This window comes from Nitrospira japonica, assembly GCF_900169565.1.
GTDB lineage: Bacteria > Nitrospirota > Nitrospiria > Nitrospirales > Nitrospiraceae > Nitrospira_C > Nitrospira_C japonica_A.
On sequence record NZ_LT828648.1, the window covers coordinates 2,867,340 to 2,893,906 of the forward strand.

Below are 26,567 nucleotides of genomic sequence, written 5' to 3' on the forward strand. Positions count from 1 at the left end.
GCCATCTCATTCCCGGGATTTTTACCATGATTTTCGGGCCAAAATTGGGTTTTCTTCTTTGGTTTTGGGAGTTTGTGTACTATGTTGTGTGCTGGCGCTCGGTTTTACGAGGTAATAGCCTGGTGGGTATACTGATCAACTGATCAGGACGCTCGTCAAACGTACAGGCTATTCAAGGCCCTGTAACGCTCATATGATCCACAAGCCGGATATCCGCAGGCATCTTACCCACGCTGGAATGTTTGCCGCATGCTGATGCAGGTGCCGAGTTCCATTCACAGATTGGATGAACTCTTCTTCTGGCGTTGCGGCCGAGAACCGCAGGCGACGGCCTACACGTATCTTCGGGACGATCTCGAGCTCGGTGGACAGTATACCTATGAGCAGCTTGCCGGACTGGTCCGTCGGTTGGCGGCACAGCTCGAGCGCCAGGCTGAGCCTGGCGCTCGAGTCCTTTTGCTGTTTTCTCCTGGGCTCGACATGGTGTGTGCGTTTTGGGCATCGATCCTGGCCGGCCTGATTCCGGTTCCTGCGCCGCCGCCCGACCCACTCAGAACAAAGAACAGCCTGCCAGCACTACTGGCCATTGTCGAGGATGCGTCGGTCTCGCTCGTTATAACCACGTCGGCGGGCCGGGCGACACTCGCGGATGCGTCTAATGGGGTCGGTATTGCACTTTCGAACGTGATTTCGCTCGACCAGCTTTACGAATCCCCGGTATCCGAAATTCGGAGGCAAACTCCGCAAACGGAGAAGAATTTGTCGATCGCCTATCTCCAATACACCTCAGGATCGACGACCGGACCGCGCGGGGTCATGATCTCTCATGACAACGTGCTGGCACAATGTCATGGATTGACGCTCTCGGCAGCGGTCGGTTCGGAAAGCCGATCGCTCTGTTGGTTGCCGTATTATCACGATTACGGTCTGGTCCACGGGATCATCGCACCGTTTTATGCCGGGATTCCTGCGTTTCTCATGTCCCCGGTGACTTTCCTCCGCCGTCCCCTCCGCTGGCTCGAGGCCATCAGTCGCTGGAATATTTCCCACAGCGGCGCTCCCAATTTTGCCTACGAAGCCTGTGTGCAAGCACGAGCCAAACAGTCGGACAAGCGATCTGATTGGCATGCTGAATTAAGCGGTTGGACTGTAGCCAGTTGCGGTGCGGAGCCGATCCGACCCTCCACGATAGACCGATTCTGTGAGACCTTCGCGCCTCACGGATTCAAGCGGACGGCGCTGATGCCGGCCTATGGCTTGGCCGAGGCGACACTGGTTGTCACGAGCGCCCGGACCGATGAACCGCCGCTGATTCTATCGTTGGCGTCGGACCAACTGGAACGTCATCTCGTGGAAGTGAGGGCCGGCCACGGTCACGGCATTCGCACGCTCGTTGGTTGCGGGCGGCCGCTTCCGGGCGTGCGGATTCGGATCGTCGATCCGACATACCTTGTTGATCGTATGCCGGGTGAAGTGGGCGAGATATGGGTATCCGGTCCCAGTGTTTCTGAAGGGTACTGGAACCGGACGGAACTCAACGAGACAACGTTCTCGTCGGCTGAAGAGGATCGAACGTCACGATATCTCCGCACAGGGGATCTCGGGTTTCAGCACGACGGCCAGCTTTTCATCGCGGGAAGACTCAAAGATCTCATCATTCTGAACGGCCGGAATCTCTATCCTCAGGATCTGGAACAGGTGGCAGAGGCCTGTCATACCGGTCTGCGGCAAGGGGGCTGCGCGGCCTTCACGGTCGAGGGAGAACGGACCGAACAGTTGGTAATCGTCCAGGAAATCGAGCGTATACGGGATCTGGATACCGAGGCCGTGGCGATGTCCGTCCGCACCGCGATTGCCCAGCACTGCGGCGCGCCGGTTCACGACGTGGTCTTTGTCCGTTCCGGTGCGATTCCCAGAACGTCGAGTGGAAAGATCCAACGTCGTGCCTGTCGGTCGGCCTATCTGAACAACACCATTGCAGTGGTGGCTTCGTGCAAGGCCACGGATGCGTCGGATCTTCCGGGGGAGACTGAAGTGCTCCCGTTGCCGTTTGCAGATGACAATCGTGAAGCGGCGCTGGTCCGTGCATTTGCCGACTGTGCCGGCATCGTCTCCGGTCAAGTCAGCCTGGACAAGCCGATCGTCAGCTACGGACTTGATTCTCTCAAGGTCACGATGCTCAAGCATCGGCTCGAGTCGGATTTCGGCATCGACGTGACGTTCGCCCAGCTCTTTGGGTCCTGTACGCTCGGGGACCTCGCCAGGATGGATGCCGGGCACGCCGTGTCGTCTCATCAGGAGTCGGAGGAGTCGGGTTCCATCGCCGCTGTTCTCAGGTCATCCCGAATGGACGGGAGTGGTGACGCCGATCCGGCGCGACCCCGCAGTCTGTCCCCAGGACAACGGAGACTATGGTTCATCGAGCAGATACATCCAGGGAGTGCCCTCAACCACATCGTCCTCGCGGTGCGGCTTCGCGGTGCGCTCGATCACGGCAGGCTTCAGGACAGTCTGACGGAAGTCGTTCGTCGGCATCCGCTGCTACGGGCTTTCTATTCCGTTGCGGCCGGCGCGGTTCAGGAGCACATCCTCGCAGAGGCAGAGGTCAGAATGCGCCGCGCCTCAATGGCGGATCTTCCAACCGCGAGTGTGGACGACGAAGTTCGACGGTGGATCAAGGAAGAAACGCTCGTTCCGTTTGATCTGGGCACGCCGCCTCTTCTCCGGGCTCTTCTTTTGGATCGGGGACTGGACGACCATGTATTAGTACTGACCATTCATCGACTCATCGCGGACGGATGGTCCTTGCGGGTTCTGATGAAGGAGATGGGAACCATCTATGACGCGGCTGACGGGGCCTTGAGGCTTCCGCCTTCCTCGGATCAAGGGTATAGGGATTACGTCGAAATCCAGCTCCAGGGGACCGCGTCTGAATGGCCGCTGCAGCTGGACTATTGGACACGTCTTCTCGCCCACTATCCTCCGGCACTTCGGGTTCCGACCGATCGGACTCGGCCGCGGGTACGGCGATACCTCGGCGGGGCTCGATATCGCGCGCTCGATCCTTCTTTGCTTGAGGCGATCGAGTCGTTCTGCCGGCAGGAAGCGGTGACAAAGTTCATGCTGCTCTATGCCGCATTCGCAGTCTGGCTCCAGCGCTGTACACGAACCGACGACATTGCCCTGGGAACGGTCGTTGCCAATCGACGGCTGTCGGGAGTGGAACAGGCGATCGGCTATTTCGCCAACACCGTCGTGTTGCGTCTCGATCTGACCGACGTCCGAACGGTGCGCGACCTCCTGACCCGCTCGCGAAACGTTGTGGCTGGCGCGTACGACCATCAAGACGTGCCGTTCGAGCGGGTCATCGAGGCGTTGAACGCTCAAGGTGACGGAACTCCCGCCGTTCCCTTCAATGTGATGATCGTGTGGGAAGATGATCCGCTCACCGACCTGGCGCTTCGTGATATGAAGGCCAGCCACCTGCCCATTGACGACTTTGCAGTCGAGTTCGACCTGACTCTGCTGATTCTGAACAGAAAGGATCGCCTCGAACTCGTCCTGTTGTATGACAAGGATATTTTCGACGGTTCGACGGTCGATCGGATGCTGGATCAGGTTGTGATGCTTCTGCAGGCGATGGTCGCCCATCCGGCGATGCACGTCGCTGCATTGCCTCTGCTGGCCGAGGGAGAGCGTCGAATGGTATTGGAAACCTGGAACGAGACAGAAGCCGAGCTCGCCTGCGATGCGACCATTCCGGATCTGCTGACATTCCAGGCCCGCACATCGCCCGACTATCCCGCGGTCGTGTGCGGAGAGGGCCGCCTGTCGTATCGAGACTTGGATATCCAATCGACGGTATTGGCGCGAGCCATCTGCCGAGTGACGCAGGGAGATCCCGCGCGCGTGGGATTGTGCGTGGAACGTTCCGTCTCAAGCCTGGTCGGCCTGTTCGGAATCCTGAAGGCCGGCGCCGCATATGTCCCGGTGGATCCCGGGGCTCCGGAACAGCGTCAGCGCATGGTGCTGGAGGACGCCGACGTCAGTCTCGTCGTCACGCAACGCCACCTGCGGATGCAGCTGCCCTTCGCCGACGACACGATCATCGAATTGGAGGAACTCCAGCAGGCCGCCGCGTCGTCGGCCTCGACGATATCTCTGCCGACCATACGGCCGGATCGGCTGGCCTACATCATTTATACATCCGGTTCGACCGGCCGCCCCAAAGGGGTCGAAGTGACGCATGGGGCTCTTCAGCACTCTCTCGCGGCACGGTTGCATTACTATGGATCGCGGGCGGAGCGGTGCCTGTTGACCTTTCCTCTTGCGTTCGACGGATCGATCACGAGCATCTTCTGGTCCGTATTGTGCGGAGGCACATTGATCGTTCCATCGGAGGACAGCGCCCGCGACACCGACCAGTTGGCGGCGCTGATCGCAAGGCATGCGGTCACGCACGTGGTACTCATCCCTTCGCTGTACGAAGTGCTGCTGTGCCAGAGCCAACCGTCGGCGCTGCGGACGTTGCAGACAGTGGTCGTTGCGGGCGAGAGTGTGTTTCCGGACGTGGTGCATCGGCACTACGAACGCCTTCCGGACGTATCGCTCTACAACGAGTATGGCCCCACGGAGGCGACGGTCTGGACGACCGTATACAAGACCAACGGTACGGAGAATGGCGTGCGAGTACCCATCGGAAAACCGATCGCCAATGCAACGGTCTATCTGCTGAATTCCTCCATGCAACCGGTTCCGGTCGGCATGATCGGCGAACTGTATATCGGGGGAGCCGGGCTTGCGCACGGGTATCATAACCAGCCGGAGACCACCAGGGAGCGGTTCATGGATAACCCTTTCCGGCCCGGGACCCGCCTGTATAGGACGGGTGATCTTGGTGTGTTCCGGCGGGACGGCAATATCGAATTCATCGGCCGGGAAGACGAGCAGGTCAAGATTCGAGGTTATCGGGTCGAATTGGGCGAGATCGAAGCGAATGCGCGCGCGCTGCCGGGAATCCGCGACGCGGTCGCCGTCGTACAGTCGGCCTCGGCGGTTGGGCCGACGCTCGTCGCGTTCGTGACGGTCGATCAACAACCGGCACCGGCGGGCGCCTATCTCCTGGACCTTCTTCGGCGGAAAATGCCTTCTTACATGGTACCGACGGCCGTTGAAGTTCTGGATGCACTGCCGCTGCTTCCCAACGGAAAGATCGACCGAAAGGCGTTGCAGCAATGGACTAGAGCGCCGCAACCGGCCGGTGCTCCCTCGCCTCGGCCGCGGGATCAAATCGAATACAGCCTCATTGAACTGTGGTCCGACATTCTGGCCCGATCAGCTCCGGATGTTCACGAAAGTTTTTTCGCGCTCGGCGGTCACTCGCTGTTGGCGAGCCAGGTGGTGTCCCGCGTCCGCGAGGTCTTCCGCGTCGAGTTGCCCATTCGAGCGCTGTTCGACGATCCGACGATCGCCGGTTTGGCCGACCGGATCCGGGCCGAGCAGAGCCGGGCCAACGCTCGGCCGCCGTTGCCGCCCATCACTCCGGTCTCGCGGGCGAAGCCGCTCCCGCTGTCGTATTCGCAGCAGCGGATGTGGTTCATTCAGCAGCTGGCGCCTGAAGCTACCGCCTATAATCTGCTCTTCGTCTCCCGGCAACGGGGCGCGCTCAAGGTGCCGATCTTGCGTCAGGTGGTCGATCTCTTGTCGCGTCGTCACGAAGCGTTCCGGACCACGTTTGCCATGACGGGTACCGGACCGGTCCAGCGCATCGCCCCCTGGCAGTCTCCTCATCTCGTGGAAATCGATCTGCGCCGATTACCGAAGGAGTTGCGCGAGACCGAGGCCCGTCGAATCGCACAGGAAGAAGGACGACGCCCGTTCGATTTGGAACGGGGGCCTCTGGCCCGCATATCGGTGGTCAAACTCGAGCAGGACGACCATCTTCTGATTCTCAACCTGCATCATATCGTCGGAGACCAATGGTCGTTCGGGATTCTTGGCCGGGACTTCGCTTCCTACTATAACGCGCTGAGCCAGGACCTCCCGTTGCCCGAAATGCCTCTTGCCGTGCAATACGCGGACTATGCGGCGTGGCAGCGTCGTTGTCTGACCGCCGAGGTTCTGGAAGACCAGGAGGGCTATTGGAAGAAGACGCTGGCGGACCTTTCTACTCTCAACATGCCGACCGACTATCCGCGGCCGTCGATGCAGACGTTCAGGGGTGCCTATTGCTCGATAGACATTCCCGATTCGATGATCGAGACGCTCAAACAGTTCGGCGCCCGGCACCGGGTCACGTCGTTCATGACGATGCTGGCGTGTTTCCAACTCCTGTTGAGCCGCTATTCGGGACAGACGGATGTCGCTGTCGGCTCGCCGATCGCGAATCGGACCCAAATGGCCATGGAGCAGTTGATCGGCACCTTCGTCAATACGCTGGTAATCAGATTGAATCTGGGCGGCGATCCGCCGTTCGTCGACTTGGTCGAACGGGTCAAGGAGGCCTCGCTGGGTGCATTTACCCATCAGGATTATCCGTTCGACCGCCTGGTCGATACATTGCAAACGGCGCGGGATCCCAGTATGGCTCCGTTGATTCAGGTGCTGTTCAACATGGTGAACGCCCCGATCGGGGATATTCAGCTCTACGGCCTCAAATGGGAGCCCTTCGAAGTCGATCCCGGGTCCGCTCAGTTCGATCTCAGCCTGACGGTCGAACTCGAAGTGGCCAAGAAGGCATACCTGACTTTTAATACCGACCTGTTCAAGCGAGAGACGGCGGTTCGCCTGCTGCAGCATTTTCTGTCCCTTCTGCAGGATGCCGTGGAACGACCGGCCGCGCGTATCTCGGAGCTGTCCATGCTCGGCAAGGCCGAGCGGATGCAGTTGCTTGTCGATTGGAACAGAACGGTTTCACCGTACCCTCATACGCAATGTTTTCCGGAACTCTTTGAAGCACGGGTTCAACGCGCTCCCAATGCCACGGCGGTATCGATGGAGGGTGCCAGCCTGTCCTATCACGATCTCAATGCCAAGGCGAACCGGCTGGCGAGGCTGTTGGTGCATGCCGGAGTCCGGCCAGGAACCATCGTCGGACTGTGTCTGGATCGCTCGATCGAGATGGTCGCGGCCCTGCTGGCCATCATGAAGGCAGGAGGGTGTTATGTGCCGTTGGATCCGGACTTTCCGCGCGACCGGCTGCGCTTCATGGTCGAGGATTCGGAAGCGCCTTTCGTCCTGACCACCTCGGTACTCGCCGAACGATTCGCGGGACAGAATTGCCGGCAGATCCGTCTCGACCGGGAAACCGCCGCTCTTCGACAAGGACCGGACGACAATCCGGCCCCCGTGGCGACGGCTCGGGACCTAGCCTACGTGCTGTATACGTCCGGCTCCACCGGACATCCCAAGGGCGTACGGATCCGACACGGCTCGTTGACGAATTTCCTGTGGGCGATGAAGGATCAACCGGGGTGTGTCTCCCGCGACGTCATGTTGTCCGTGACGACGTTGTCCTTCGACATCGCGGCGCTGGAGCTTTATTTGCCGCTGTTGGTGGGAGCACGAGTCGAACTCGTGAGCCGGGCCGTGGCCATGGACGGTTGGCGATTGGCGCGGACGCTGGAAGCGGTCCAACCGACGATCATGCAGGCCACTCCCGCCACGTGGCGTCTCTTGCTCGAGTCCGGCTGGTCGGGGAGCTCTTCGCTGACCGCCCTCTGCGGAGGCGAGGCGTTGCCTCCTGATCTGGCGTCTCTGCTGCTCAAACGGGTCAAAGTCTTGTGGAACATGTACGGACCGACTGAAACCACCGTGTGGTCGACGATGGATCGGGTGATGCCGGAAGAACCTGAGATCACCATCGGTCGGCCCATTGCGAACACCGAAGTCTACGTGCTGGATGCACATTTGCAGCCAGTGCCGGTCGGGGTGCCGGGAGAGTTATTCATCGGCGGAGCGGGATTGGCGCAGGGGTATCATCGCCGAACGGATCTGACCGGAGACCGGTTCATTCGTCATCCGTTTTCAAACGACCTCGAAGCCAGGATTTATCGCACCGGTGATTTGGTTCGATATCGCGAAGACGGAAGATTGATTCACATGGGCCGGCTGGATACCCAGGTCAAGGTCCGCGGGTTCAGGATCGAATTGGAGGAAATCCAGTCCGTGTTGAGCCGTCATCCAAAGATTCGGCAGGCCGTCGTCACGGCCAGGCCCGATCGACAGGGAATCAAGCAGCTCGCCGCCTACGTCGTGGCGGCAGACGGGGCCGCACCCGTCGCCGATGAACTCCGGGCTTATGCGCGGGCCTTCATGCCGGAATATATGGTTCCGTCATACTTTGTTCTGCTGGACAAGCTGCCGCTCACCGCCAATAACAAGATCGACGTGCGGGCATTGCCCGAGCCCGAGGTCTCCGGTCATGCCGGAGGCGCCGCCCGTATCGCTCCGAGAAACGGCATGGAGCTGCAATTGACCGCACTCTGGCAGCAGGTGCTGGGCGTACAGGAGATCGGCATTCACGATAATTTTTTCGATTTGGGAGGCCACTCGTTCAAGGCGGCGCAGCTGTTCTTCCAGCTGGAGGCCGTATTCGGCAGGCAGTTGCCGCTCGCCACGCTGTTTCAAGCACCGACCGTCGCGGATCTGGCGGCGGTGCTCACGCAGGCCAATTGGACGCCTCCCTGGCAATCGCTGGTGGCCATTCAAGCCGAAGGCGTCTCCACGCCCCTGTTCATGGTGCCCGGCGTCGGAGGCAATGTGTTGGTCTTCGCCAAGCTCGCCAAACTGCTGGGGGCCGATCAACCGATCTACGGCCTTCAAGCGCGCGGTTTGGACGGCATGGAAGCTCCCTTTACGTCGGTCCCGGACATGGCGACGCACTATGTCCAGGCGATGAAGCAGGTCCATCCACAGGGGCCGTTTCTGATTGCCGGAGTGTGCACAGGGGGACTGATCGCCTATGAGATGGCCCGCCAGCTGCGGGCGGAGAAGAAGGATGTCACCATTTTCATGCTCGATACATGGCACCCGGATTCCTATACGAGTCATCGTCGCCGCCTGCTCAATCCGGTCTTCATGGGGGCGGTAGTCATGGGAAAAATCTGGTCGGATCTCATGGGGATCGTCGGCCTTCCCTTGGGAGAGTGGTGGCCCACCACGAAGCGAAAGGCCTTGGTCCTCAAGAGCCTGATCGACCAATCCGTCACGGATCATATTATGGATCAGGATTTTCAGGTCCAGCGGCTGACGAAGGCGACTCTGGTCGCCGTATCCCGATATCGCGTGGAGCCGATGGACGGCGACATCGTCAACGTCGTTGCGTCGAGGAACACGGTTAGGGAAGGCGTGGCCGATACCCGCCATGACTGGCAAGACTTGGGGAGCCACGGCAGCAGCCGCATCTATCTTCAGGCTGAAAACTCCGGGCGCATGTTCGTCTCTCCGTACGTGGAGGAATTGGCCAACCATATGCAACGTCGGTTTTGGAACAAAGCGGTTTCCCCGATTCATCTACTTTCTGATACAGCGTTCCCGATCGATCCTCTTGGCCATGGTGGGCGTCGGGGTGCTCTCGGGTCTGTGCAGTGCGGCCGTGCTGGCCTTGATCAACCGGGTGCTCCAGCACCGTCAAGACGAAGGCGCGATCCTGGCGGCAGGCTTCGTCGGCGTCGTCATCGGCAAGCTGCTGACCCAAATCGCCTCGCAATTGATGCTGACCCGATTTTCCCAAGACATGACGCTGGAGATCTCGCTCACGCTGTGCGACAAAATCTTGAAGGCGCCGTTCCACCGGATCGAGGCGCAGGGACCGTCGAATATTCTGGTCACTCTCAGCGACGACGTGAGCATGCTGGCGTGGTCGATTCAATGTTTGCCGAATCTGGCGATGAATGGCGCCATCGTCGCGGGATGCGGGCTCTATCTTGCCTGGCTTTCCCTGCCGACGTTTCTCCTCGTCGTCACCGCCACGTTGCTGGGTGCATGGGGCTACCGATGGCTGCATATGATGGCCTTCGCGACGATTTATTCGTCCCGCGAGGCGCGTTCGCAGCTCTTCCGGCAATTTCGCTCGTTGACCGAAGGGATCAAAGAGCTGATGATGCATCGCCGGCGCCGGAAGGAGTTTCTCGACGTCGAGCTGTACGCGGCGGCCAATCGCTATCGGGTCAGCAGCATCGAGGCGTCCCGGCAATACACGTTCGCAGAAGCCTGGTCGCAATTGGCGTTCTACGCCATGATCGGCGTCATCCTCTTCGTCTTTCCCCGGCTCTTCTCACTGTCCTCCGAATCGTTGATCGGCTACGTGGTCGTGCTGCTGTACATGATGGCGCCGATCTGGGGCATTATCGGCGTCTTGCCGACGTTGGAAAAGGGACAGGTCGCCTTCGACAATATTCAGAGACTCGGCGTCTCGCTCGACGAATGGGTCAAGACGGACGTCGTCGATGCGGCCGAGGAGCCGCAGACGGGTCCCGTCGTCGAACTGAAGGGGGTCGTCTTCACATATGCGAGCGACGTCAGGAGAGAGCATAATTTTTCGCTCGGACCGATCGACATCGCAATCGAACCGGGAGAGCTCGTTTTCGTCATCGGGGGAAACGGCAGCGGCAAATCGACCTTCGTCAAAGTCCTCTCCGGACTGTATCCGCCGCTGCAAGGAGAGGTTCGTCTTGCCGGCCGGCTCGTCACGGATGCCAATCGAGCCTGGTATCGCGATCATTACTCCGTGGTATTCTCGGATTTTTATTTGTTCGACAAGTTGCTCGGGCTCGACGAATCGTCGATCGAATCCCAGGCACATTCATACCTCGCGCGGCTGCAGATCGACCATAAGGTCACCATCAACGGGCGCGCGTTTTCCACGACCGAACTCTCGCAAGGGCAACGCAAACGGCTGGCGCTCGTGACCGCCTATCTGGAGAATCGGACGATTTATGTCTTCGATGAATGGGCCGCAGACCAGGATCCCGAGTATAAAGAGGTCTTCTATCGGCAGCTGTTGCCGGATTTGCGGGCCCGCGGCAAGAGCGTCATTGTCATCACCCATGACGATCGCTATTTCCACCTGGGCGATCGAGTGGTCAAATTGGAAGAAGGCCGCATCGTCGATGCCGATGCGGCCGGACTGCGGGCTCGGCCAGCCGTGGGCTCATAGGCCATGAACGGGTATCAGCCTGTCCCTTTTCCGGCGATTCCCCTCACATCCCCCAGCCGTCTTCTCGACATGCTCGGAGGCAGTCTGGAACTCGAAGACGGCGCCATTCATGTGTGGCAATGCAGTCTGGACGAAGCGGATCCATGTCATGATCGCCTCTCCGCCTATCTGGATGCTGAAGAACGATCGCGCGCCTCACGTTTTGTTCACGAGAGGGACAGACGACGATTCGTCTTGGCCCATGGGTGCCTGAGAGTCCTGCTCGCCCGATATGCCGGCCCGTCGCCGGCCGCGTTGTCATTCGGACGGTCGCGGGAAGGCAAACCGGTTCTGGCACGTGAGGCCGGCCCCGCCGCCATTGCGTTCAATCTGTCCCATTCGCATGGCCGGATGCTCCTGGCGGTTTCCAGGCATCGAGAAGTCGGGGCGGATCTGGAACTGATGCGCGAGGACGTCGAGGCACTCAAGCTGGCCGAGCGGTTCTACACGCGGAATGAATATGCGGCGCTGACGGCGCAGCCGTCGGCTCAACATACGCTCTGCTTCTTTCAATACTGGGTGGCGAAGGAAGCCGTTCTGAAGGGGCAGGGGAAAGGCATCCCTTCCTTGGGCGAATGCGAAATCGACCTGGGCAGCCAGGAGCGGCAGATCGAGGTTCGTATTCTTCCCGGATCGAACATGGACAAGGGATGGTATGTCCAGTGGTTGTCATGCGGACTCGGATGGTCTGCTGCCGTGGCGTTCTATGGAACGGCGGTCCTGCGAGGGATGCCGGAATAACGGAGTCACATCCCGGCTCATTGTCCTCCTGCCGCTCATCCTTCGCTGCGCAATCCTCGAAAAAAATCTTTGAGAAGGGCTTGGCTGTCCTGTTCGAGGACGCAGCCGGTTACTGTTACCTGATGATTGAGGCGGGAGTTTCTGGAGAAATCGAGGACGGATCCGCAGGCACCGGCCTTGGCATCTCGGGCACCGAAGACCAGCCGCGGAATTCTGGCGAGGATGACGGCACCCAGGCACATCGGGCAGGGCTCGACCGTCACGTACAGGGTCGTGTCCAGCAGTCGCCACGTCCCGCACCGTTTGGCGGCCTCCCGAATGGCGATCAACTCCGCATGTGCGGTCGGATCCTGCCACGTTTCACGGAAGTTGTGGGAGGAAGCAATCACTTCGGACCCCTGCACCAGCACTGCGGCGATCGGAACTTCTCCGATGGCTGTCGCCTGGGCGGCGAGGGCCAGCGCCGTCCTCATAAAATACGTGTCTTGATCGACCGATGAGTCCGACATGGTCCGGCAGGCCAGGGGTAAAACCGTTTTACGGCCGGTTGTAACGGGGTTCGCCGTGAGCGTCAAGAGGAGGGTCGGATGAGATCAGGACTGACTGACCAGATACAGGGCCCCGGTCGGCTGGGGGCGGCCGCCCGGCGGCTCTAAACTGACCGCGAACTTCTTGGTCCGTTCGAAATCAGGAAGACGTTTGACCATGAGATGCGCAGTCTCTCCTGAGTCCATATGGAAGGTACCGATACTCTTGGGCCGCTGGTCGATTGCCCATAGCTGATACATCGTGCCGTTGACGCATTCCGGAAGGTTGACGGCGTACAGCCATATTTTTTGCGTTTTGGCGTCATAAAGAAGAAGACCTGACGCGTTCTTGGCCATCTCCGATCCATTCAACGATACGACCCGGATGCTTGGCTGTCTGAGCAGCGCCGCCAATTCGTCCTGCGGAGTTTTTCCCCGGGCGCCCGCGGCCGACCGTGACGTGAGCTGCTGTTCCAAGCCTTCGAGTTCGGTCTCCCGTTCGATCAGTTGCTCCTTCAACTCCGCAATGTCATGCCCGCGTCGCTCGCCGTCGCGCTCCAGTATGGCGACGGTACGGTCACGATCCGCGACGACGCGTTGCAGACCCACGAGCTTGGTCGTTTGCTCCTGCAAGGCGGTTTCCAATTGCTCGATCTTTGCGCCATCGGAAGACAGGCGAGTCGTGAAGGACCATCCCAAATAGCCTGCAACCGTCACGAGCAGCACCGCGGCGATGCCGAGCGCCCACGGCAGGGAGACCGACCGGGCCGGCGTAATGGGCGGGAAGAGGTGATTCATCCATTCACCCGGCTCGAGACTCGGCTTGGGTTCGTCCTTCTGTCCGTTCTCCAGGGCTGCGGCGACGGGATTTCGCGAAGCCATGATTTGCGCCTTGAGGTTGCGCGCCGGTGAAGTCTGGGCCAGGCCGAGCGGCAGCATGGCGGCAACGGCCTGATATTCCTTCAACGCATGGTGGCAGGAGGTGCAGCCCGAAAGGAGGTGGGCCTCCAGTGCCTGGCGCTCGGCGCGATCCAACACTCCGGTGGCATACAGTGGGACGGCGTCTTCGATTTCTTCATGCGTCATTCGTACTCACCCTGATCCCAGCAATGGCGGAGCGTATCACGCAATTTGGACATGCCCAGCTTGATGCGTGTTTTGACCGTTCCAAGCGGTTGATTCAGACGTGCGGCAATTTCCATGTGTGAGAGACCTTCGTAGTACGCCAGTTCGATGGCCTGCTGTTGAGCGGCGGGCAGGCTCGCCATGGCCGTGCCGACGGCGAGCCGCAATTCCTGATCGGCTTGAGTTTCGAAAGGGCTGGGGCTCATATCCCGGATCTGTGCCGCCGCGTCCCGTTCCAGCGAGTCCGTTGTCTGGTAACCCCGCGCCGACCGTGCGCGCAAACGATCGATGGCGCGGCTTCGGGTGAGCGTGATCAACCACGCCACCGGGGTGCCTCGCCCGACATCGTAGCGAGCCACTTTTCTCCATACCTCCAAGTAGACGTCCTGAAGGACCTCCTCGGCCTCCTCGCGGTTGCCCAGGATCCGGATCGCCAGAGTATAGAGCAGGGTGCATGACAGATCGTACAGTTCACTGAATGCTTGCTGGTCCCCTTTGACGATGCGGGCGAACAACGCCGGGTCGATCGTCGAAGTGGCGCGTCGAGTGGGTGTATCCATACGGTGCGAGTCAGGCAGTAGGCCGGAGATGACATCACCTCTCGCCCGCAACCACTATAGCATCTACGAGTGGATTGGCAAAAAAGATCTCTATTTAAGTAGACGAGAACGTTGGCGAAACGTGCGGACCGTCAGTGAGATTCGAAATAGCGGGCGAGATGACCGGCGGCATCGGCTGCGCCTGTGAAGGACGGCACGGCCTGCGTGATGCGTTGGCGCTCGACGGCTTCAAAGGCCGGCGGCCATTTTCCGATCTGGAAATCCTCCTTCGACAGTTCGGATGAGCGGCTGTACTGCTCGAGAAACGTCACCAACGGTTGTTCATCCGCGAAGATGTACCGTCGAACGTACACCACCGGGACGCGGGCTGCGACGGCTTCTACCACGGTGCCGTAGCCCGGTTTCGTCATGATCACGTCGGCGGACGGAATCATCGATCGGAAATGATACGGCAGAGAGCCGAGGGAGGTAATCCGGGATGACCGTCGGGTGATCGGGCCGTCGACAATGAAATGGTAGCCGCCCATGTTTTCCATGGCCTCCCATGGAAGAGACGTCAACGGAACGCCTCCGAAGCCGACCAGCACCAGCCGCTCATCGTCGAGGAGTTCCAACCGTTTCCGGAGTTGGTCACGCACCGGAACGGCCAGTTCAGCAATGGCGCCGATATTGGTCACGTGGCGGATGGGAGACAGCGGTAAGCCGGGGGCGATACGGAGAGCGGAGTTGGCTACGGCATAATGTCCGCCGATCTCCGACAGGATGTCATGCTGATCCGGCCTGGTTCCGTCCACGAAGGGGGTCAGGATGTCATGCCAGGTGAGATTGGCCAGGCAAACGGTCGGCACCCCGGCTTCCACTCCGGCGCGGACTGCCAAATACGGGGTATCCGCCACGATGACGCGGGGGCCGGCAGACCGGATCGCGGCCACTTCCTGCTCCAGACGCTGCGACCACTCTGCATGAAATCTGGCATGAGCTTCCCACGTGGCGGCGACGTCGATCTGCATGGGACCCTGTTGGATGCAGCCGATATCCTGTTGAACCGGCTGCAACGTCCAGGGGAGCCTCAAACGATCGGCAAAGAACGAGGCCGGTACCAGTGTCCGTAGAATGACGGTGAGATCGGGAATGAGGGTGCCCAACGCATTCAGCACGGGGACGACTTGGGCGGCATGACCGTACCCGTGCCCTGAAATCGCTGCCCAGATTACCGGCATGAGGGTGTCGGATGGAGTCTCAAGGCTGACGGGAAAAATAGAAAGCTGAACGTCAGACGTGACGGCATCGAAGGATGCGGGCGCTCAACTGTTGGAGTAATCCGATTCAAGGGGCGCGATGTTGTATTCCAGCTCGAGGTCGAATTCCTCGACCAACTGGTTGAACGCCTTGGCCCCCATGTCCGATCGTACCTCGTTCATGACCAGGTCAAGGACAGGAGCCGCGTGTTGGCCGTACTGTGTCACCGCCGATTCGATCCGTTTCCTGGCGTCGTCGAGCGTCATAATCTCGAAGTCCTCTCAAGGCAACGTTCGAAGCAAGGCCTGCATCTCGGGAACGAGATCCACGCCGCCGTTGGATCGTCCGGAGAGCGCCGCGTCGATTCCAGCCCTTAAAGCCGATTTGGCTTCGTCGGACTTATTCAGCCCGATCAGCGCCCGTCCGAGCGCAAAGTGTGACGCAACATGGACCGGATCCAATTGCACGGCCACCTTCAGATGTGTCGCGGCTTCTTCGTAACTGCCTTTTTCTTGAAGAATTTTGTTGCCCAATCCGTATCGGCCCAGAAACCCATTGGGATTCTTGGCCACCATTTGGCGGAATGCTTCGATGTCCATGCCTGAGGTCTCCGGGAATTCTCCGTCTCGGCGCATCATACCATCGTCGCCGAGCCGCAGCTAGTACCGACATTCCGTTGCGGGCGGAAGCGGGGAGTTCGCTGAAATTAGCAGTGCGTGGACATTGCGTGGTGACCGGAGAAATGAAGTCGCGTCTGAGGCCACGGACGCCATCAGCATGCTCTGCAGGCTGTCCAGAAAGGCCGTCCAGCAAGGCCGAAGCGAGTGAGAGGCGATGCGAAAACGCGGCTGGAGGATTTGCCGACAGCCTGCTAGCGGCTCGATGGGGTGAAGACTGGCACGACCGGCGCGGAGCCCGAAGGCCTGGGTTTGACGGACACGGACCGGATGGGGTTGTCGGGAAGGGGGGCGCTGCTGGCGGTGTAGAACGAGCTGTCCTGCACCAGCTGCTCCATGAGCGCGGTCAGGCAAGATTCGGTGACCACGCCCTTGAGTTCATCGATCACCAGCGGGCTCGCCCCAAAGAGATGATATCGGCTCGTTCCCGCCGACCGTCCTTCGTACCGCTTGATCTGTCCGTCCCATCGCTCGAGTTCGAGCGTCATATGGGAGGCATAGTCGTACTCCAACGGAATCACAGGTGTGAGGAGGAACATCGACGCTCCGATCACGATGCCTTTCCAGGCTGCGGCGCCCGAATGTGGATCAACGGCCTCATCGATGACCAGGCGCGCGCGAATGGTTTTGCCCTGCGTGGGTGCACCGACATGTTCGGAAGAGTCCGATCGTGAAAAGAGTCCGATCTCCCGCAAGGAGCCCAAAAGCCGCCGGTCCGTATCCTGCGAAGGATTCTGCGGGGAGCCATTTCTGATCAATTGGACGCGATCAAGCAGGAGAGGAACCTGTTCCTGTTGCGTGATCGTCCTTGTCGTGTCGCGACGCTGGAGGGATGCGTCGTCATCAGTCAATTCGATCCAGCGCGAACAAGCTGAGCTGGACAGCAGCAGCAGCGTCAACAGTGCGGCATGACAGGCTGGTAGATTTCGTAGAGTCTTCACGCATGACCCCCTAGAAATAGAAGGCGAATCCGATGTAGGGAAGGCTGGCATTGAGACCCACATTGGGGTATCGCGTGCCGGCGTTGGAGATGTGATGAAAACGATAGCCGGCGTTGAGAGCCATCCGCGGCGTCACGAACCAGGACAGGCCGACTCCCGCGGTCAGGATGAAGTTGAGGCGGGCTGATTCTTCCGGAACGTACCCGACGAGATCCGTGTAAAACGGTCCTCCGGCGAATTCGACATAGGGACGAAGCGAATGGTATCCGCTGAAGAGATACTTGATCTTCGGCGTAAAGCCGATGCCGTGGGTCAGCACCGGTTCCTGAAATTGGACATAGACGATTTCCGCCCCGAGCAGAATCTGGCCCTGGTACCAGCTTTTCCCGATCGGGTCGGTCAGGATCATGCTCCACGAGGGCATGAGGGCCGGGCCCTGTTGTTTCGTCGAGTGGTCGCTGGTGAGACGGACGGATATCAGATAACCGGCTGAGAAGCCCACCTCCTGCATTCCAAACCGCAGTCCTGAAACAGGTTCTTCGGATCGCGCAAACGATGGATGGAATCCCGCCGTCAGCAGGAGGAGCAACACAATGATGCCCGGTCGCAGTCGTGTCATTCAGCATCTCGGCCCTGTGTCGGCAGGGAAATTATCCAGCGTGGATTGCACCGTGAGCAGTGAGGCCTACAGTAACAAAGAATTTCGGGAAGTCCAGAAAGTGAAAGAAACCCGCAGTGAAAATCCCGAAGGGGAGAAAAGGGGGAAGGGAGAAAAGTTTTACGACGGTTTCAATTGCATCAGGCGGCGAACGTCGTTCGCTTCGTCCGGAAGATGGTAGCGGCGATCGATGGAGATCACACGCTCGAGGCAACGGCGTGCCGAGACGAGGTCGCCTCGCTGCTCGTACACCGAAGCGAGCAGACGGACCACGGCGGCTTCGGCCGGTTCGTGACCGAGGCGGACGTAGTGCTCGGATGCGTTGTTCAGGCAACGTTCCGCGCCGGTCAACTCGCCGCGCTGAAGGTAGGTCTTGCCCATCTGGCTGTACGTCACGGCGAGCCCTTCCTCGTTGCCCACAATGCGATGCTGGTCAAGGGCCAGATGGAACGACGCGTCGGCTTGGTCCCATTGTTGCTCCCGGGCGTCCTGCAGCGCGAGGTTATTGTAGAGAATGCCTAATGCCCGATGGTCATTCAACTCCACCAGCATGTCGAGGGCTTCCAGGTAATAGGGGCGGGATTTCTCCGGATGCTCCGTGCCGGCGTGCAAGTTTCCGAGGTTGACCAGCGTATGCGCGATCGCGTGCGCGTCGCGCTCTTCGCGCTGGATGACGAGCACTTCCCGATAGCATTCTTCTGCCCGAGTCAGGTCGTTGAGCAGCGCGCAGGTATTGCCGAGATTGCCGAGCGAATCCGACAATCCCCGGCGGTTTCCGCTGCGGCGGTCATCGTCCGCCGCGACCTCCCACGCTTCGCGGGCATGAAGGAGATCTCCGCGATGAAGAAAAATACGAGCCCTGTGTTTGTGATCGTCAGCCATGGTAGAGGCGGGAACGACCGTAAGGGAATCAGTCTCCGCCCTTGGGCGTGTCTCGTCTGTACTCGACCGCGATGTCGTCCTCTTCGGTCAGGCCGAGGCCGGCGCGAAATGATTCCAGAAGTTCGGTCACGTAGTCGATGTCGCGCGGGTCTTTGCCCTCGGGCGATCCGAGGTAGGATTCGCACAGCTCGAGTCCGGTTCGGAAATGGCGGGGGATCGTTTCTTCCGTGACCTGCTGCCACGTAATATAGATGCAGAACGCGTGGAAGGCATCGGCGTTCGGATGAGCCGCCGCAAGGAGGAGCAGGTGTTCGTATGCCTCGCGCGCCGATGCTCCGGCGGAGGAGGAAAACCGATCTTCCAGGTCCACCGCCGTGAGCCAATCCGGACCCAGTTGCATTTGGGACCGTTGAAAGGCTTCGCGGGCGGCCAGCGCGGCGTCGAATTGCATCGAACGAGCATACTTGCAGAGTCCGTTCAGGTCAATGTGCAGGCGGGTCGGCCGCACGTTTACTTCGGTACGGGCACTTTGTACACTGGCGACACGCTCCAATGAACGAAGGCCATTCCCCGATATCTTCTTCGGAACCCCCGGTTTCCGACACGGTCGACCAGGTCATCTGGTATCACAATCGAACGAAGCATCATTTTCATCGCTACGCCCGTTCGATGGGATATCTGGATTGGGCCAATCAACCCGATCCCTTTCGGCGCTATGAAGGGTCCGAAATCATCCGACTGCCCTTGGTGGGTCCGGAAGAGGATCCGGTTTCGCCTTCCTACGACGAGCTGTTCAATGCCCATGACGTCATCGTCCATCCGCTTTCTTTGCGCAGCTTGTCCCGATTTTTCGAGTTGGCGCTCGCGCTTTCGGCTTGGAAACGGGTCGGAGAATCGGAATGGGCGCTTCGGATCAATCCATCGTCCGGCAATCTGCACCCGACCGAGGGCTACGTTCTGCTGCCGGACATGTTCGAATGCGAGCTTCGGGCCGGCCTCTATCACTATGCGCCCAAAGAGCATGCCCTAGAACGCAGGGCCGCCTGTCCGTCCGGCAAGATCGCCCGTGTCTTGGCGCCGTTTCCGGCCCACGCGTTCATTTTGGGATTGACCTCAGTTCATTGGCGGGAGGCTTGGAAGTATGGCGAACGTGCCTTTCGCTATTGTCAGCACGACGTTGGCCATGCGATCGGAGCGGCTCGAATCTCCGCGGGCACACTGGGATGGCGAATGGTGCTGTTGGAGGGGAGTTCGCAGGACACCGCGGGACTTTTGCTTGGGACGAGCCGTCTGGAAGATTTTCAGGATGCCGAACCAGAACATCCGGATTGTCTGGCGGTGATCTGGCCGGCCGCAACGGGCGGAGGTGCTTCAACCGAAACAGTTCCGCTTTATCTGGAACCCGCGGCGGTTGCCGAGGTGGCTGAGGGACCGTGGCACGGCCGCGCCAATCGCCTAAGCCACGAACATGGAGTCCAGTGGGATGTCATCGACATGGCTGCCGCGGCGTCATGGAAGCACGAGGCCGATCAACGGACGATCCGGACGGTGTCGCCTGATCGGTGCTCAGGCGGCGAGACGGTTGGTCAGGCGGAGTCATTGCCCGCCGCGCAGATCATCCGCCAGCGACGGAGCGCCGTGGCGTTCGACGGCCGAACGTCCATTTCCTCAACCCGATTTTTTCGCATGCTGCGGCTCGTCATGCCGGGAGAGCAATGCGGCCAGTTGGACCGTACGGTTCCGTGGGACGTCTGGCCATATGATCCGGCGATTCATCTCATGCTGTTCGTACATCGGATCGACGGCCTGACACCGGGCCTGTATTTCTTCCTGCGCGCCCCATCCAAATTGTCATTCGTCCAGAACGCCATGAACCCTGAGTTGGTGTGGAGCAAGGCACCCGGCGTCCCGGACGATCTGCCGCTCTATTGGTTGCTTGAGGGAGACGCGAAAAAACTGTCCGTTCAGGTCAGCTGCCATCAGGACATCGCCGGCGACAGCGCTTTTTCGTTCGGGATGTTGGCCGAATTCGAGGGGCGCTTGCGGAAAGATGGCGCCTGGTGGTATCCACGATTGTTCTGGGAATCGGGGTTGCTGGGTCAGGTTCTCTATCTGGACGCGGAAGCGGCGGGAGTACGGGCGACCGGTATCGGCTGTTTCTTCGATGATCCGGTTCACGAAGTTCTTGCCGTGAAATCGATGACGCTCCAATCGCTCTATCATTTCACCATCGGCGGACCGGTCGAAGACCGGCGTCTCCTGACCCTGCCTCCGTATTTTCATATTGTCGATAACCAAAAAATAGTAAAATCATCATGATGGAAATTATAATTCATGTTTAAGATTAAGAAAAAACCGGCCAAATCCAAGCCGCCTGAACTCTACAACATCATTGAGGACTACTCGGAGTTTGATGCGCCTGGCAATGTCACCGTCTGCGCGATGACCCTCGCCGAGGATCTCGCAATGCATGCCAAGATCCTTTCTGAAAGTTACCAGATTCCGCTGGATCGGATGACATCGTTGCTCACGGAGGGCGGCCTCTATGTCTATCCGCAAGTCGGCGGTGTGCTGACGCAAGGGCTTTTTTGCTGCGTGGTCGATCCGCAGGGCGGGCTGCCCAAACAGACGTGGGTCTTGGATCTCATGCAGTTTGCGGAGGCTGAGCAGGTGAGCCGCGCCAGGTCCTGTTCATTGCAGGACGCGGCGCTGGAAGTCTTCCGCCGTACCCTTCCGGATGAATTAAAGGCGAAGCTCGAACGGAAAAATCTGGGGCTGGACTACCGGACGGTCAGTCCACAGGTGGCCAAAGGCGGCGACATCAAGTACATCGATTTCAGGAAGGATTGGTCCCCGCATTTCAAGCGCCTCTGCATCATGCCGGACGGCCGGCTCGTGGAGACCGGCGGGCTGCAGGAGTTCGCTCAATTGCATGGGATCACCGAAGCGCAAGCGAAGACGCTGATCGGCGAGGGGGGGATCCTGGAAGTCGGAGAAGAAGTCCTGGCTTGCCAGATCGTGAATGGGCAGCCGGCCGTCGCGCGGTTCAGCGCAAAAAACTATGTCAAAGCGAAAGAACTGGTGACTGCGAAAGGACTTCACCTGATGGATGCGCTCAGCGAGATTGGTTACAACGATCCCGCCATGATGCGCGGACTGATGCGCAAGGAATTGACCGCCGGACGCTAGCGTTCGAATACGAGCCGACCTCTGCCGAAACTCCTCTCCTTCTGCGCATGATCATGGGCATGCATGACAGGACTGCCTTGAAAGGACGATCCGGGACCGATGCTGTCTCAGGGGATGAGCGTGTGATTGTGCGGCGTGGGAGTCAGCACCCGATTTCGTTCCATCATGGCTGTCTTCGTCCTTGACCGACCTATCAGTACGCCAAGCAGCGTACCCGTTACGTTCGTGACCACGTCGAAGACAGAGGGAAACCGGGAGTGACAATAGACCTGATAGAACTCGATGCTCAGCGAAAGGAGCGCGCCGACGGTCCCGGCCAGCAGCATGTGGCGAACAGGCTTGCTGGAATTCAACAGTCGGCTCAGGAAGTAGCCGAGTGGAAAGAATAGAAGAGTATTGCCGATCAGATCGGAGGCAATATCCAGTAAATAGGCGGGAGAGCGAAGGTCTTGCGCCGTGGGAAGCCATTTGATGTATTCCCAGTGCGAGTGTCCGACGAAATTCTTCAGCGGCAACGTGCCGACCATCAGGATCACGATGGTCCATGCGGCCGCAAAAAGAAGGTCCGGATGTATTCGTCGGGCGAACATGTCTTCAGGAGGTCCCGATTCGTATCACGGGAGGCATGTTCACACTGCGGGCCGTGGAGCGGCGCACGCGATGAGCGCGGACACGCGTCGACGGTTCATCGGGAATGGCGTACAAGACGTGTACGAGCGTTACTTGGCGAGTTCCTCTTTGACGGCGTCGACCAGCTTGATCAAGTCAAAGGGTTTCTCAAAGACGCGACGGGCGCCGAACAGTTTGGCGACGTCCAGAAAATTCCGATCACCCTGCGCTCCGGTCATGGCGATCACCTTGGCGTCCACGTATTCCCGGGTCAATTGCAGCGTCGCCTCGAGGCCGTCCGTTCCGGGCATGAGGATGTCCATGATGACGAGATCGATACGGTTTTTTTGATAGGCATGCAGGCCTTCCTGTCCGTCCCGGGCCTCGATGACCTGGTACTGGGCTTTCTCCAGGACATCTTTGAGGAGATGCCGGATCGAATCTTCATCGTCGATGACAAGAATAGTGGCCATGATGATCAATGCTCCTTGAGCCCACTGAATACTACCCGCAGTCGGTGGCGGCTGTCTAGGAAGAATGCGATTGCGGGCGCTCAAAACCTCCGATGCGCGAGGACGGGCCGCATCCGTGCAAGCGGACCGCGCGATAACGCGACACGCAGATGAGGAGGAGCCCGATCAGCGCGGACGCTTGACCTCATTCGGCGATATTTGCTACAAAGCTGTGACGCTCATACCACCGCGACGCTCACCCCCATTATCATCCCGGAGATTGTCGTGTCGGACCAGGACTGGCTCTGGACGCGCCGAGCCTTGCTGAAAACCTCGCTTGTCGGACTGCTTGCCGTCAGCGGACGCGTGTTCTCTCCTTCGACCTCGCAGGCCGCGACATTGCCTGAAGGCGAACTGGACTTTTACAACGTCCATACCGACGAACGCCTGCACGTCCGGTATCGGAACGAACTGGGCGAGTACGATCTGGCCGCGTTGGACGAGGTCAATCACGTCCTTCGTTGCCATCACACCGGTGAAGTTGCGGCAATGGACATCCGTTTGCTCGAGCATGTGAATCTCGTGCAGAAGACCTTGGGGGGAAACGGCGAGATCCATGTCATCTCCGGATATCGGTCGCCGGAATATAACGCATTGCTGGTGAAGAGGAGCCGCCGCGCGGTGCGGCACAGTTATCACATCGAGGGGCAAGCACTGGATTTCTACATTCCCGGCACCCCTCTGCGCGCCATCCGGCAGGTTGCAAGGACGCTACGGTACGGGGGCGTCGGTTTCTATCCGCGAGCCGGCTTTGTGCACCTGGATTGCGGACCCGTCCGATTCTGGTAGCCGGACGCGCGGCTTCCGCGAACCATGGAGGACATCGTGACGCACTCGTTTCACCGCATCGTCCGGGACTGCGGCTCAGCCGTGCTGTTCGTCTCGCTTCTGGGAAGCGCCTTGTCCGTATCGGCCGCCGAAGCGGGCCAGAAGAGGGCCGTCATCAAAGACGGTGCCCAGGTCTCCCTCGAATACACGCTTCGATTGGACGATCAGACTGTTTTGGAGTCGAACGTGGGGAAGGCTCCCATGGTCTATCATCAGGGAGCCCATGAAATCGTACCGGGACTGGAGCGATCGCTGGCAGGGCATGCCAAAGGCGACACTGCACGGATCGTCGTGCAACCGGCCGAGGGATACGGAGACGTCGATCCGAAAGCCATTCAAGAGGTGAAGAAAAGCCTCATTCCGGAAGCAGCCAGGAAAGTCGGCGCGCAACTCGAAGCCAAGGGACCGGACGGCGAGTCGCTCTTTCCACGCGTGACCGCCGTGACCGAAGACACGGTCACGCTGGATTTCAATCATCCTCTGGCTGGGAAAGTCCTCTTGTTCGACGTGACCGTCCTGGACGTCCTGTCCGTTCCCAAGAAGTGATACCGCTACCAGTCCGAGTGCCGGATCAGGTACAAGACGGACAGCGGAGGCAACGTGAGACTGAGCGAAGCCGGTAATCCGTGACTCGGGACGTCCTGGGAATGGAGGCCTCCGGCGTTGCCAAGATTACTGCCGCCGTAGACGGAAGAGTCCGTATTGAGCAACTCTCGATAATAGCCTGGCCGAGGGACGCCGATACGGTACTCCCGTCGAGGAACGGGTGTGAAGTTGCAGACGCAGAGCAATTGCCTGTTCGAATCTTTGGTCTTTCGAAGGAAGGCTATGACGGAATGGGTGGCGTCGTGAAAGTCGATCCACTGAAACCCTGCCCAGTCATGATCGATTTCGTGCAGCGCCGGCTGATCCCGGTATAGCCAGTTCAGATCCCTGACAAGCAGCTGAAGCCCTGCGTGGGAAGGAAATTCCCGCAGGTGCCAGTCCAAACTGCGGTCATGATTCCACTCCCGCCACTGACCGAACTCTCCCCCCATAAAGAGCATTTTCTTTCCGGGATGGGCATACATGAATCCATACATGGCGCGTAGATTGGCGAACCGCTGCCAATTATCCCCCGGCATCTTGTCGAGCAGCGCTCCCTTGCCGTGGACGACCTCGTCGTGGGAGAGCGGAAGGAGAAAATTCTCGTTGAAGGAGTACAGCAAGCCGAACGTCAGTTGACCCTGATGGTACATCCGGTGCACGGGTTCATGATGGAAGTAGTCGAGGGTGTCGTGCATCCACCCCATGTTCCATTTGAATGTGAATCCCAGGCCGCCGCTGTAGGTGGGGCGGGACACTCCGGCCCAGGAGGTCGATTCCTCCGCCACCATGATCGCGCCGGGAAAATCGCGATGGACGAGCACGTTGAGGTCCTTCAAGAACAGCACCGCATCCAAATTCTCATGACCGCCGAACTGATTTGGGATCCATTCTCCGGGTTTTCTTCCGTAGTCGAGATACAGCATGGAGGCGACGGCGTCCACGCGCAATCCGTCGATATGGTATCGATCCATCCAAAACAACGCGCTGTTCATCAGGAAGTTGCGCACTTCGACCCGGCCGTAGTTGAAGATGCGGCTGTGCCAGTCGGGGTGGTACCCGAGGCGGGGATCGGCGTGGTCATACAGATGGGTGCCGTCGAACTGCGACAGTCCGTGGGGATCGTCGGGAAAATGAGCCGGCGCCCAATCCATCAGGATACCAATGCCGTTCTGATGCGCCCGGTCGATGAACGCCATGAAATCTTCCGTCGGCCCATAGCGGCGTGTTGCGGCAAAATAACCGGTAGCCTGATATCCCCATGACCCGTCGAACGGATGCTCGGTAAGCGGCAACAATTCCAGATGGGTAAATCCCATCTCCTTGGCATAGGGAATCAGTCGGTCAGCCAGCTCCCGATAGGTGAGCCATCGGTTGTTCTCTTCCGGAATTCTCATCCACGAACCGAGATGCACTTCATAGACCGAGAGCGGGGTTCGCAGGGGATCCCATTTTGCCCGCGCGGCCATCCACGCCTGGTCGTTCCAGGGGTAGGTCGACACGTCGGTGACGACCGAGGCAGTCTTGGGACGAAGCTCCGAGCCGAACGCATAGGGATCGGCCTTGAGCAGAATCGTATCCTGCCCGCGCGGGCGGACTTCATATTTATAGAGAGTTCCCGCGCCCAGGTTGGGAATGAACAGTTCCCACAGTCCGGTCGAACCCCGGTTCATCATGGGATGGCGCCGTCCGTCCCATTGATTGAAATCGCCAACGACGCTGACGCGTGCCGCGTTCGGCGCCCATACGACGAAGTGGACGCCGGACACTCCGCGGACCTCGCGAAGATGCGCCCCCATGGTTTCATAGGCTCGATAAAACGTGCCCTCCGAGAAAAGATGCAATTGATAGTCCGTGAGCAACGGCGCAAAGGCATAGGCATCGTGCAGATCATAGGTCGTTCCGCGGCGATCGATGACGCGCAATCGATACGGCTTGGCCGGCAACGGACCCTGGACGACGCATTCGAACAGACCGCTCTTGTGGACCCTCTGCATGGAGACAGGATCGACTCCGTCGAGAAGCACCGAGACCCGCTCGGCATCGGGGTCGAAGCGCCGGATGACGACCGCTCGGGGGGCGTCAGTCGACTGATGGGGACCAAGGAGTGCGTGAGGATCCCACAACCGCCCTTGGACCAGCTGTTCGATGCGTTCACGCGAGAGACTAGACATGATCGACGAACCTCATCATTATGCGCTATGGTACGTGGTTCGAACCTCGATAGGGAAGAGAAAAGCTCAGGCGAAGGAGAGCGTCGGGTGTATGGTCGGCCGCGTCTCTTCGGTGTATGCGGA

Annotated in this window: 19 protein-coding genes and 1 pseudogene; 7 read left to right on the forward strand and 13 right to left on the reverse strand. The window is 59.5% G+C overall.

Annotated elements, in window-relative coordinates:
• Positions 1-255: 255 nt before the first annotated feature.
• The 3 genes and pseudogenes from NSJP_RS13675 to NSJP_RS13685 form a co-directional block, all read left to right on the forward strand.
• Positions 256-9,045, forward strand: a pseudogene (locus tag NSJP_RS13675) (amino acid adenylation domain-containing protein); the annotation flags it as partial.
• 508 nt (positions 9,046-9,553) lie between these two features.
• On the forward strand, positions 9,554-11,158 hold the full coding sequence (locus NSJP_RS19770; protein ID WP_231989543.1) for a cyclic peptide export ABC transporter: 1,605 nt from the start codon (positions 9,554-9,556) through the stop codon (positions 11,156-11,158).
• Between the two features lie 3 nt (positions 11,159-11,161).
• A complete protein-coding gene (locus NSJP_RS13685) occupies positions 11,162-11,938 on the forward strand; it encodes a 4'-phosphopantetheinyl transferase family protein (protein WP_080887432.1) in 777 nt (258 codons plus the stop codon).
• A 35-nt stretch (positions 11,939-11,973) separates the two neighbouring features.
• Here the strand turns inward: NSJP_RS13685 and tadA are convergent, their stop codons facing one another.
• The 10 genes from tadA to NSJP_RS13735 all read right to left on the reverse strand — a co-directional run bounded on the left by tadA (position 11,974) and on the right by NSJP_RS13735 (position 19,055).
• A complete protein-coding gene (gene tadA / locus NSJP_RS13690) occupies positions 11,974-12,447 on the reverse strand; it encodes a tRNA adenosine(34) deaminase TadA (protein WP_231989385.1) in 474 nt (157 codons plus the stop codon).
• 84 nt (positions 12,448-12,531) lie between these two features.
• On the reverse strand, positions 12,532-13,551 hold the full coding sequence (locus NSJP_RS13695) for an anti-sigma factor domain-containing protein (protein ID WP_080887433.1): 1,020 nt from the start codon (positions 13,549-13,551) through the stop codon (positions 12,532-12,534).
• Positions 13,548-14,150: a sigma-70 family RNA polymerase sigma factor gene (locus NSJP_RS13700; protein WP_080887434.1), complete on the reverse strand. Its 603-nt coding sequence runs from the start codon at positions 14,148-14,150 to the stop codon at positions 13,548-13,550. Before NSJP_RS13700 ends, NSJP_RS13695 begins: the two co-directional genes overlap by 4 nt.
• A 131-nt stretch (positions 14,151-14,281) precedes the next feature.
• Positions 14,282-15,370, reverse strand: a complete 1,089-nt coding sequence (locus tag NSJP_RS13705) for a glycosyltransferase family protein (RefSeq protein WP_080887435.1) — start codon at positions 15,368-15,370, stop codon at positions 14,282-14,284.
• Between the two features lie 84 nt (positions 15,371-15,454).
• Positions 15,455-15,655: a hypothetical protein gene (locus NSJP_RS13710; protein ID WP_080887436.1), complete on the reverse strand. Its 201-nt coding sequence runs from the start codon at positions 15,653-15,655 to the stop codon at positions 15,455-15,457.
• 15 nt (positions 15,656-15,670) lie between these two features.
• Positions 15,671-15,988: a tetratricopeptide repeat protein gene (locus tag NSJP_RS13715; RefSeq protein ID WP_172834345.1), complete on the reverse strand. Its 318-nt coding sequence runs from the start codon at positions 15,986-15,988 to the stop codon at positions 15,671-15,673.
• Positions 15,989-16,260: 272 nt separating this feature from the next.
• Complete coding sequence (locus NSJP_RS13720; RefSeq protein WP_155970213.1) at positions 16,261-17,007, reverse strand: hypothetical protein; 747 nt, start codon at positions 17,005-17,007, stop codon at positions 16,261-16,263.
• A gap of 10 nt (positions 17,008-17,017) precedes the next feature.
• A complete protein-coding gene (locus NSJP_RS13725; protein WP_080887439.1) occupies positions 17,018-17,626 on the reverse strand; it encodes an acyloxyacyl hydrolase in 609 nt (202 codons plus the stop codon).
• 159 nt (positions 17,627-17,785) lie between these two features.
• A complete protein-coding gene (locus tag NSJP_RS13730) occupies positions 17,786-18,547 on the reverse strand; it encodes a tetratricopeptide repeat protein (protein WP_080887440.1) in 762 nt (253 codons plus the stop codon).
• Positions 18,548-18,575: 28 nt separating this feature from the next.
• Positions 18,576-19,055 (reverse strand): hypothetical protein, encoded by a 480-nt coding sequence (locus tag NSJP_RS13735; protein WP_080887441.1) that lies wholly within the window; start codon positions 19,053-19,055, stop codon positions 18,576-18,578.
• A gap of 44 nt (positions 19,056-19,099) precedes the next feature.
• Between NSJP_RS13735 and NSJP_RS13740 the strand changes: the two genes are divergently transcribed.
• Both NSJP_RS13740 and NSJP_RS13745 read left to right on the forward strand, forming a co-directional pair.
• Positions 19,100-20,866: a SagB/ThcOx family dehydrogenase gene (locus tag NSJP_RS13740; RefSeq protein WP_080887442.1), complete on the forward strand. Its 1,767-nt coding sequence runs from the start codon at positions 19,100-19,102 to the stop codon at positions 20,864-20,866.
• A 15-nt stretch (positions 20,867-20,881) separates the two neighbouring features.
• The gene (locus tag NSJP_RS13745; RefSeq protein ID WP_080887443.1) at positions 20,882-21,736 is read left to right on the forward strand and encodes a hypothetical protein; all 855 of its coding nucleotides are present in this window, start codon (positions 20,882-20,884) and stop codon (positions 21,734-21,736) included.
• A 107-nt stretch (positions 21,737-21,843) separates the two neighbouring features.
• On the opposite strand, the gene NSJP_RS13750 is transcribed toward NSJP_RS13745, so the two are convergent.
• Positions 21,844-22,326 (reverse strand): VanZ family protein, encoded by a 483-nt coding sequence (locus NSJP_RS13750; protein WP_080887444.1) that lies wholly within the window; start codon positions 22,324-22,326, stop codon positions 21,844-21,846.
• Positions 22,327-22,455: 129 nt separating this feature from the next.
• Complete coding sequence (locus NSJP_RS13755; RefSeq protein ID WP_080887445.1) at positions 22,456-22,818, reverse strand: response regulator; 363 nt, start codon at positions 22,816-22,818, stop codon at positions 22,456-22,458.
• Positions 22,819-23,082: 264 nt separating this feature from the next.
• Between NSJP_RS13755 and NSJP_RS13760 the strand changes: the two genes are divergently transcribed.
• Together NSJP_RS13760 and NSJP_RS13765 are read left to right on the forward strand one after the other, a co-directional pair.
• On the forward strand, positions 23,083-23,646 hold the full coding sequence (locus NSJP_RS13760) for a YcbK family protein (RefSeq protein WP_231989386.1): 564 nt from the start codon (positions 23,083-23,085) through the stop codon (positions 23,644-23,646).
• A gap of 36 nt (positions 23,647-23,682) precedes the next feature.
• A complete protein-coding gene (locus NSJP_RS13765; RefSeq protein WP_172834346.1) occupies positions 23,683-24,231 on the forward strand; it encodes an FKBP-type peptidyl-prolyl cis-trans isomerase in 549 nt (182 codons plus the stop codon).
• Between the two features lie 5 nt (positions 24,232-24,236).
• On the opposite strand, the gene glgB is transcribed toward NSJP_RS13765, so the two are convergent.
• Positions 24,237-26,444, reverse strand: coding sequence for a 1,4-alpha-glucan branching protein GlgB (glgB, locus tag NSJP_RS13770; protein WP_080887447.1), 2,208 nt, complete (start codon positions 26,442-26,444; stop codon positions 24,237-24,239).
• Positions 26,445-26,567: the final 123 nt, after the last annotated feature.

Excerpts from the sequence above, each read along its gene's own strand:
- NSJP_RS13715 (WP_172834345.1), bottom strand. The coding sequence starts at position 15,988 with ATGGACATCGAAGCATTCCGCCAAATGGTGGCCAAGAATCCCAATGGG.
- NSJP_RS13685 (WP_080887432.1), top strand. The coding sequence starts at position 11,162 with ATGAACGGGTATCAGCCTGTCCCTTTTCCGGCGATTCCCCTCACATCC.
- NSJP_RS19770 (WP_231989543.1), top strand. The coding sequence starts at position 9,554 with ATGGTGGGCGTCGGGGTGCTCTCGGGTCTGTGCAGTGCGGCCGTGCTG.
- NSJP_RS13755 (WP_080887445.1), bottom strand. The coding sequence starts at position 22,818 with ATGGCCACTATTCTTGTCATCGACGATGAAGATTCGATCCGGCATCTC.
- NSJP_RS13695 (WP_080887433.1), bottom strand. The coding sequence starts at position 13,551 with ATGACGCATGAAGAAATCGAAGACGCCGTCCCACTGTATGCCACCGGA.
- NSJP_RS13730 (WP_080887440.1), bottom strand. The coding sequence starts at position 18,547 with ATGGCTGACGATCACAAACACAGGGCTCGTATTTTTCTTCATCGCGGA.
- NSJP_RS13745 (WP_080887443.1), top strand. The coding sequence starts at position 20,882 with ATGTTTAAGATTAAGAAAAAACCGGCCAAATCCAAGCCGCCTGAACTC.
- NSJP_RS13740 (WP_080887442.1), top strand. The coding sequence starts at position 19,100 with ATGAACGAAGGCCATTCCCCGATATCTTCTTCGGAACCCCCGGTTTCC.
- NSJP_RS13725 (WP_080887439.1), bottom strand. The coding sequence starts at position 17,626 with ATGACACGACTGCGACCGGGCATCATTGTGTTGCTCCTCCTGCTGACG.
- tadA (WP_231989385.1), bottom strand. The coding sequence starts at position 12,447 with ATGTCGGACTCATCGGTCGATCAAGACACGTATTTTATGAGGACGGCG.
- NSJP_RS13700 (WP_080887434.1), bottom strand. The coding sequence starts at position 14,150 with ATGGATACACCCACTCGACGCGCCACTTCGACGATCGACCCGGCGTTG.
- NSJP_RS13710 (WP_080887436.1), bottom strand. The coding sequence starts at position 15,655 with ATGACGCTCGACGACGCCAGGAAACGGATCGAATCGGCGGTGACACAG.
- NSJP_RS13705 (WP_080887435.1), bottom strand. The coding sequence starts at position 15,370 with ATGCCGGTAATCTGGGCAGCGATTTCAGGGCACGGGTACGGTCATGCC.
- NSJP_RS13750 (WP_080887444.1), bottom strand. The coding sequence starts at position 22,326 with ATGTTCGCCCGACGAATACATCCGGACCTTCTTTTTGCGGCCGCATGG.
- glgB (WP_080887447.1), bottom strand. The coding sequence starts at position 26,444 with ATGTCTAGTCTCTCGCGTGAACGCATCGAACAGCTGGTCCAAGGGCGG.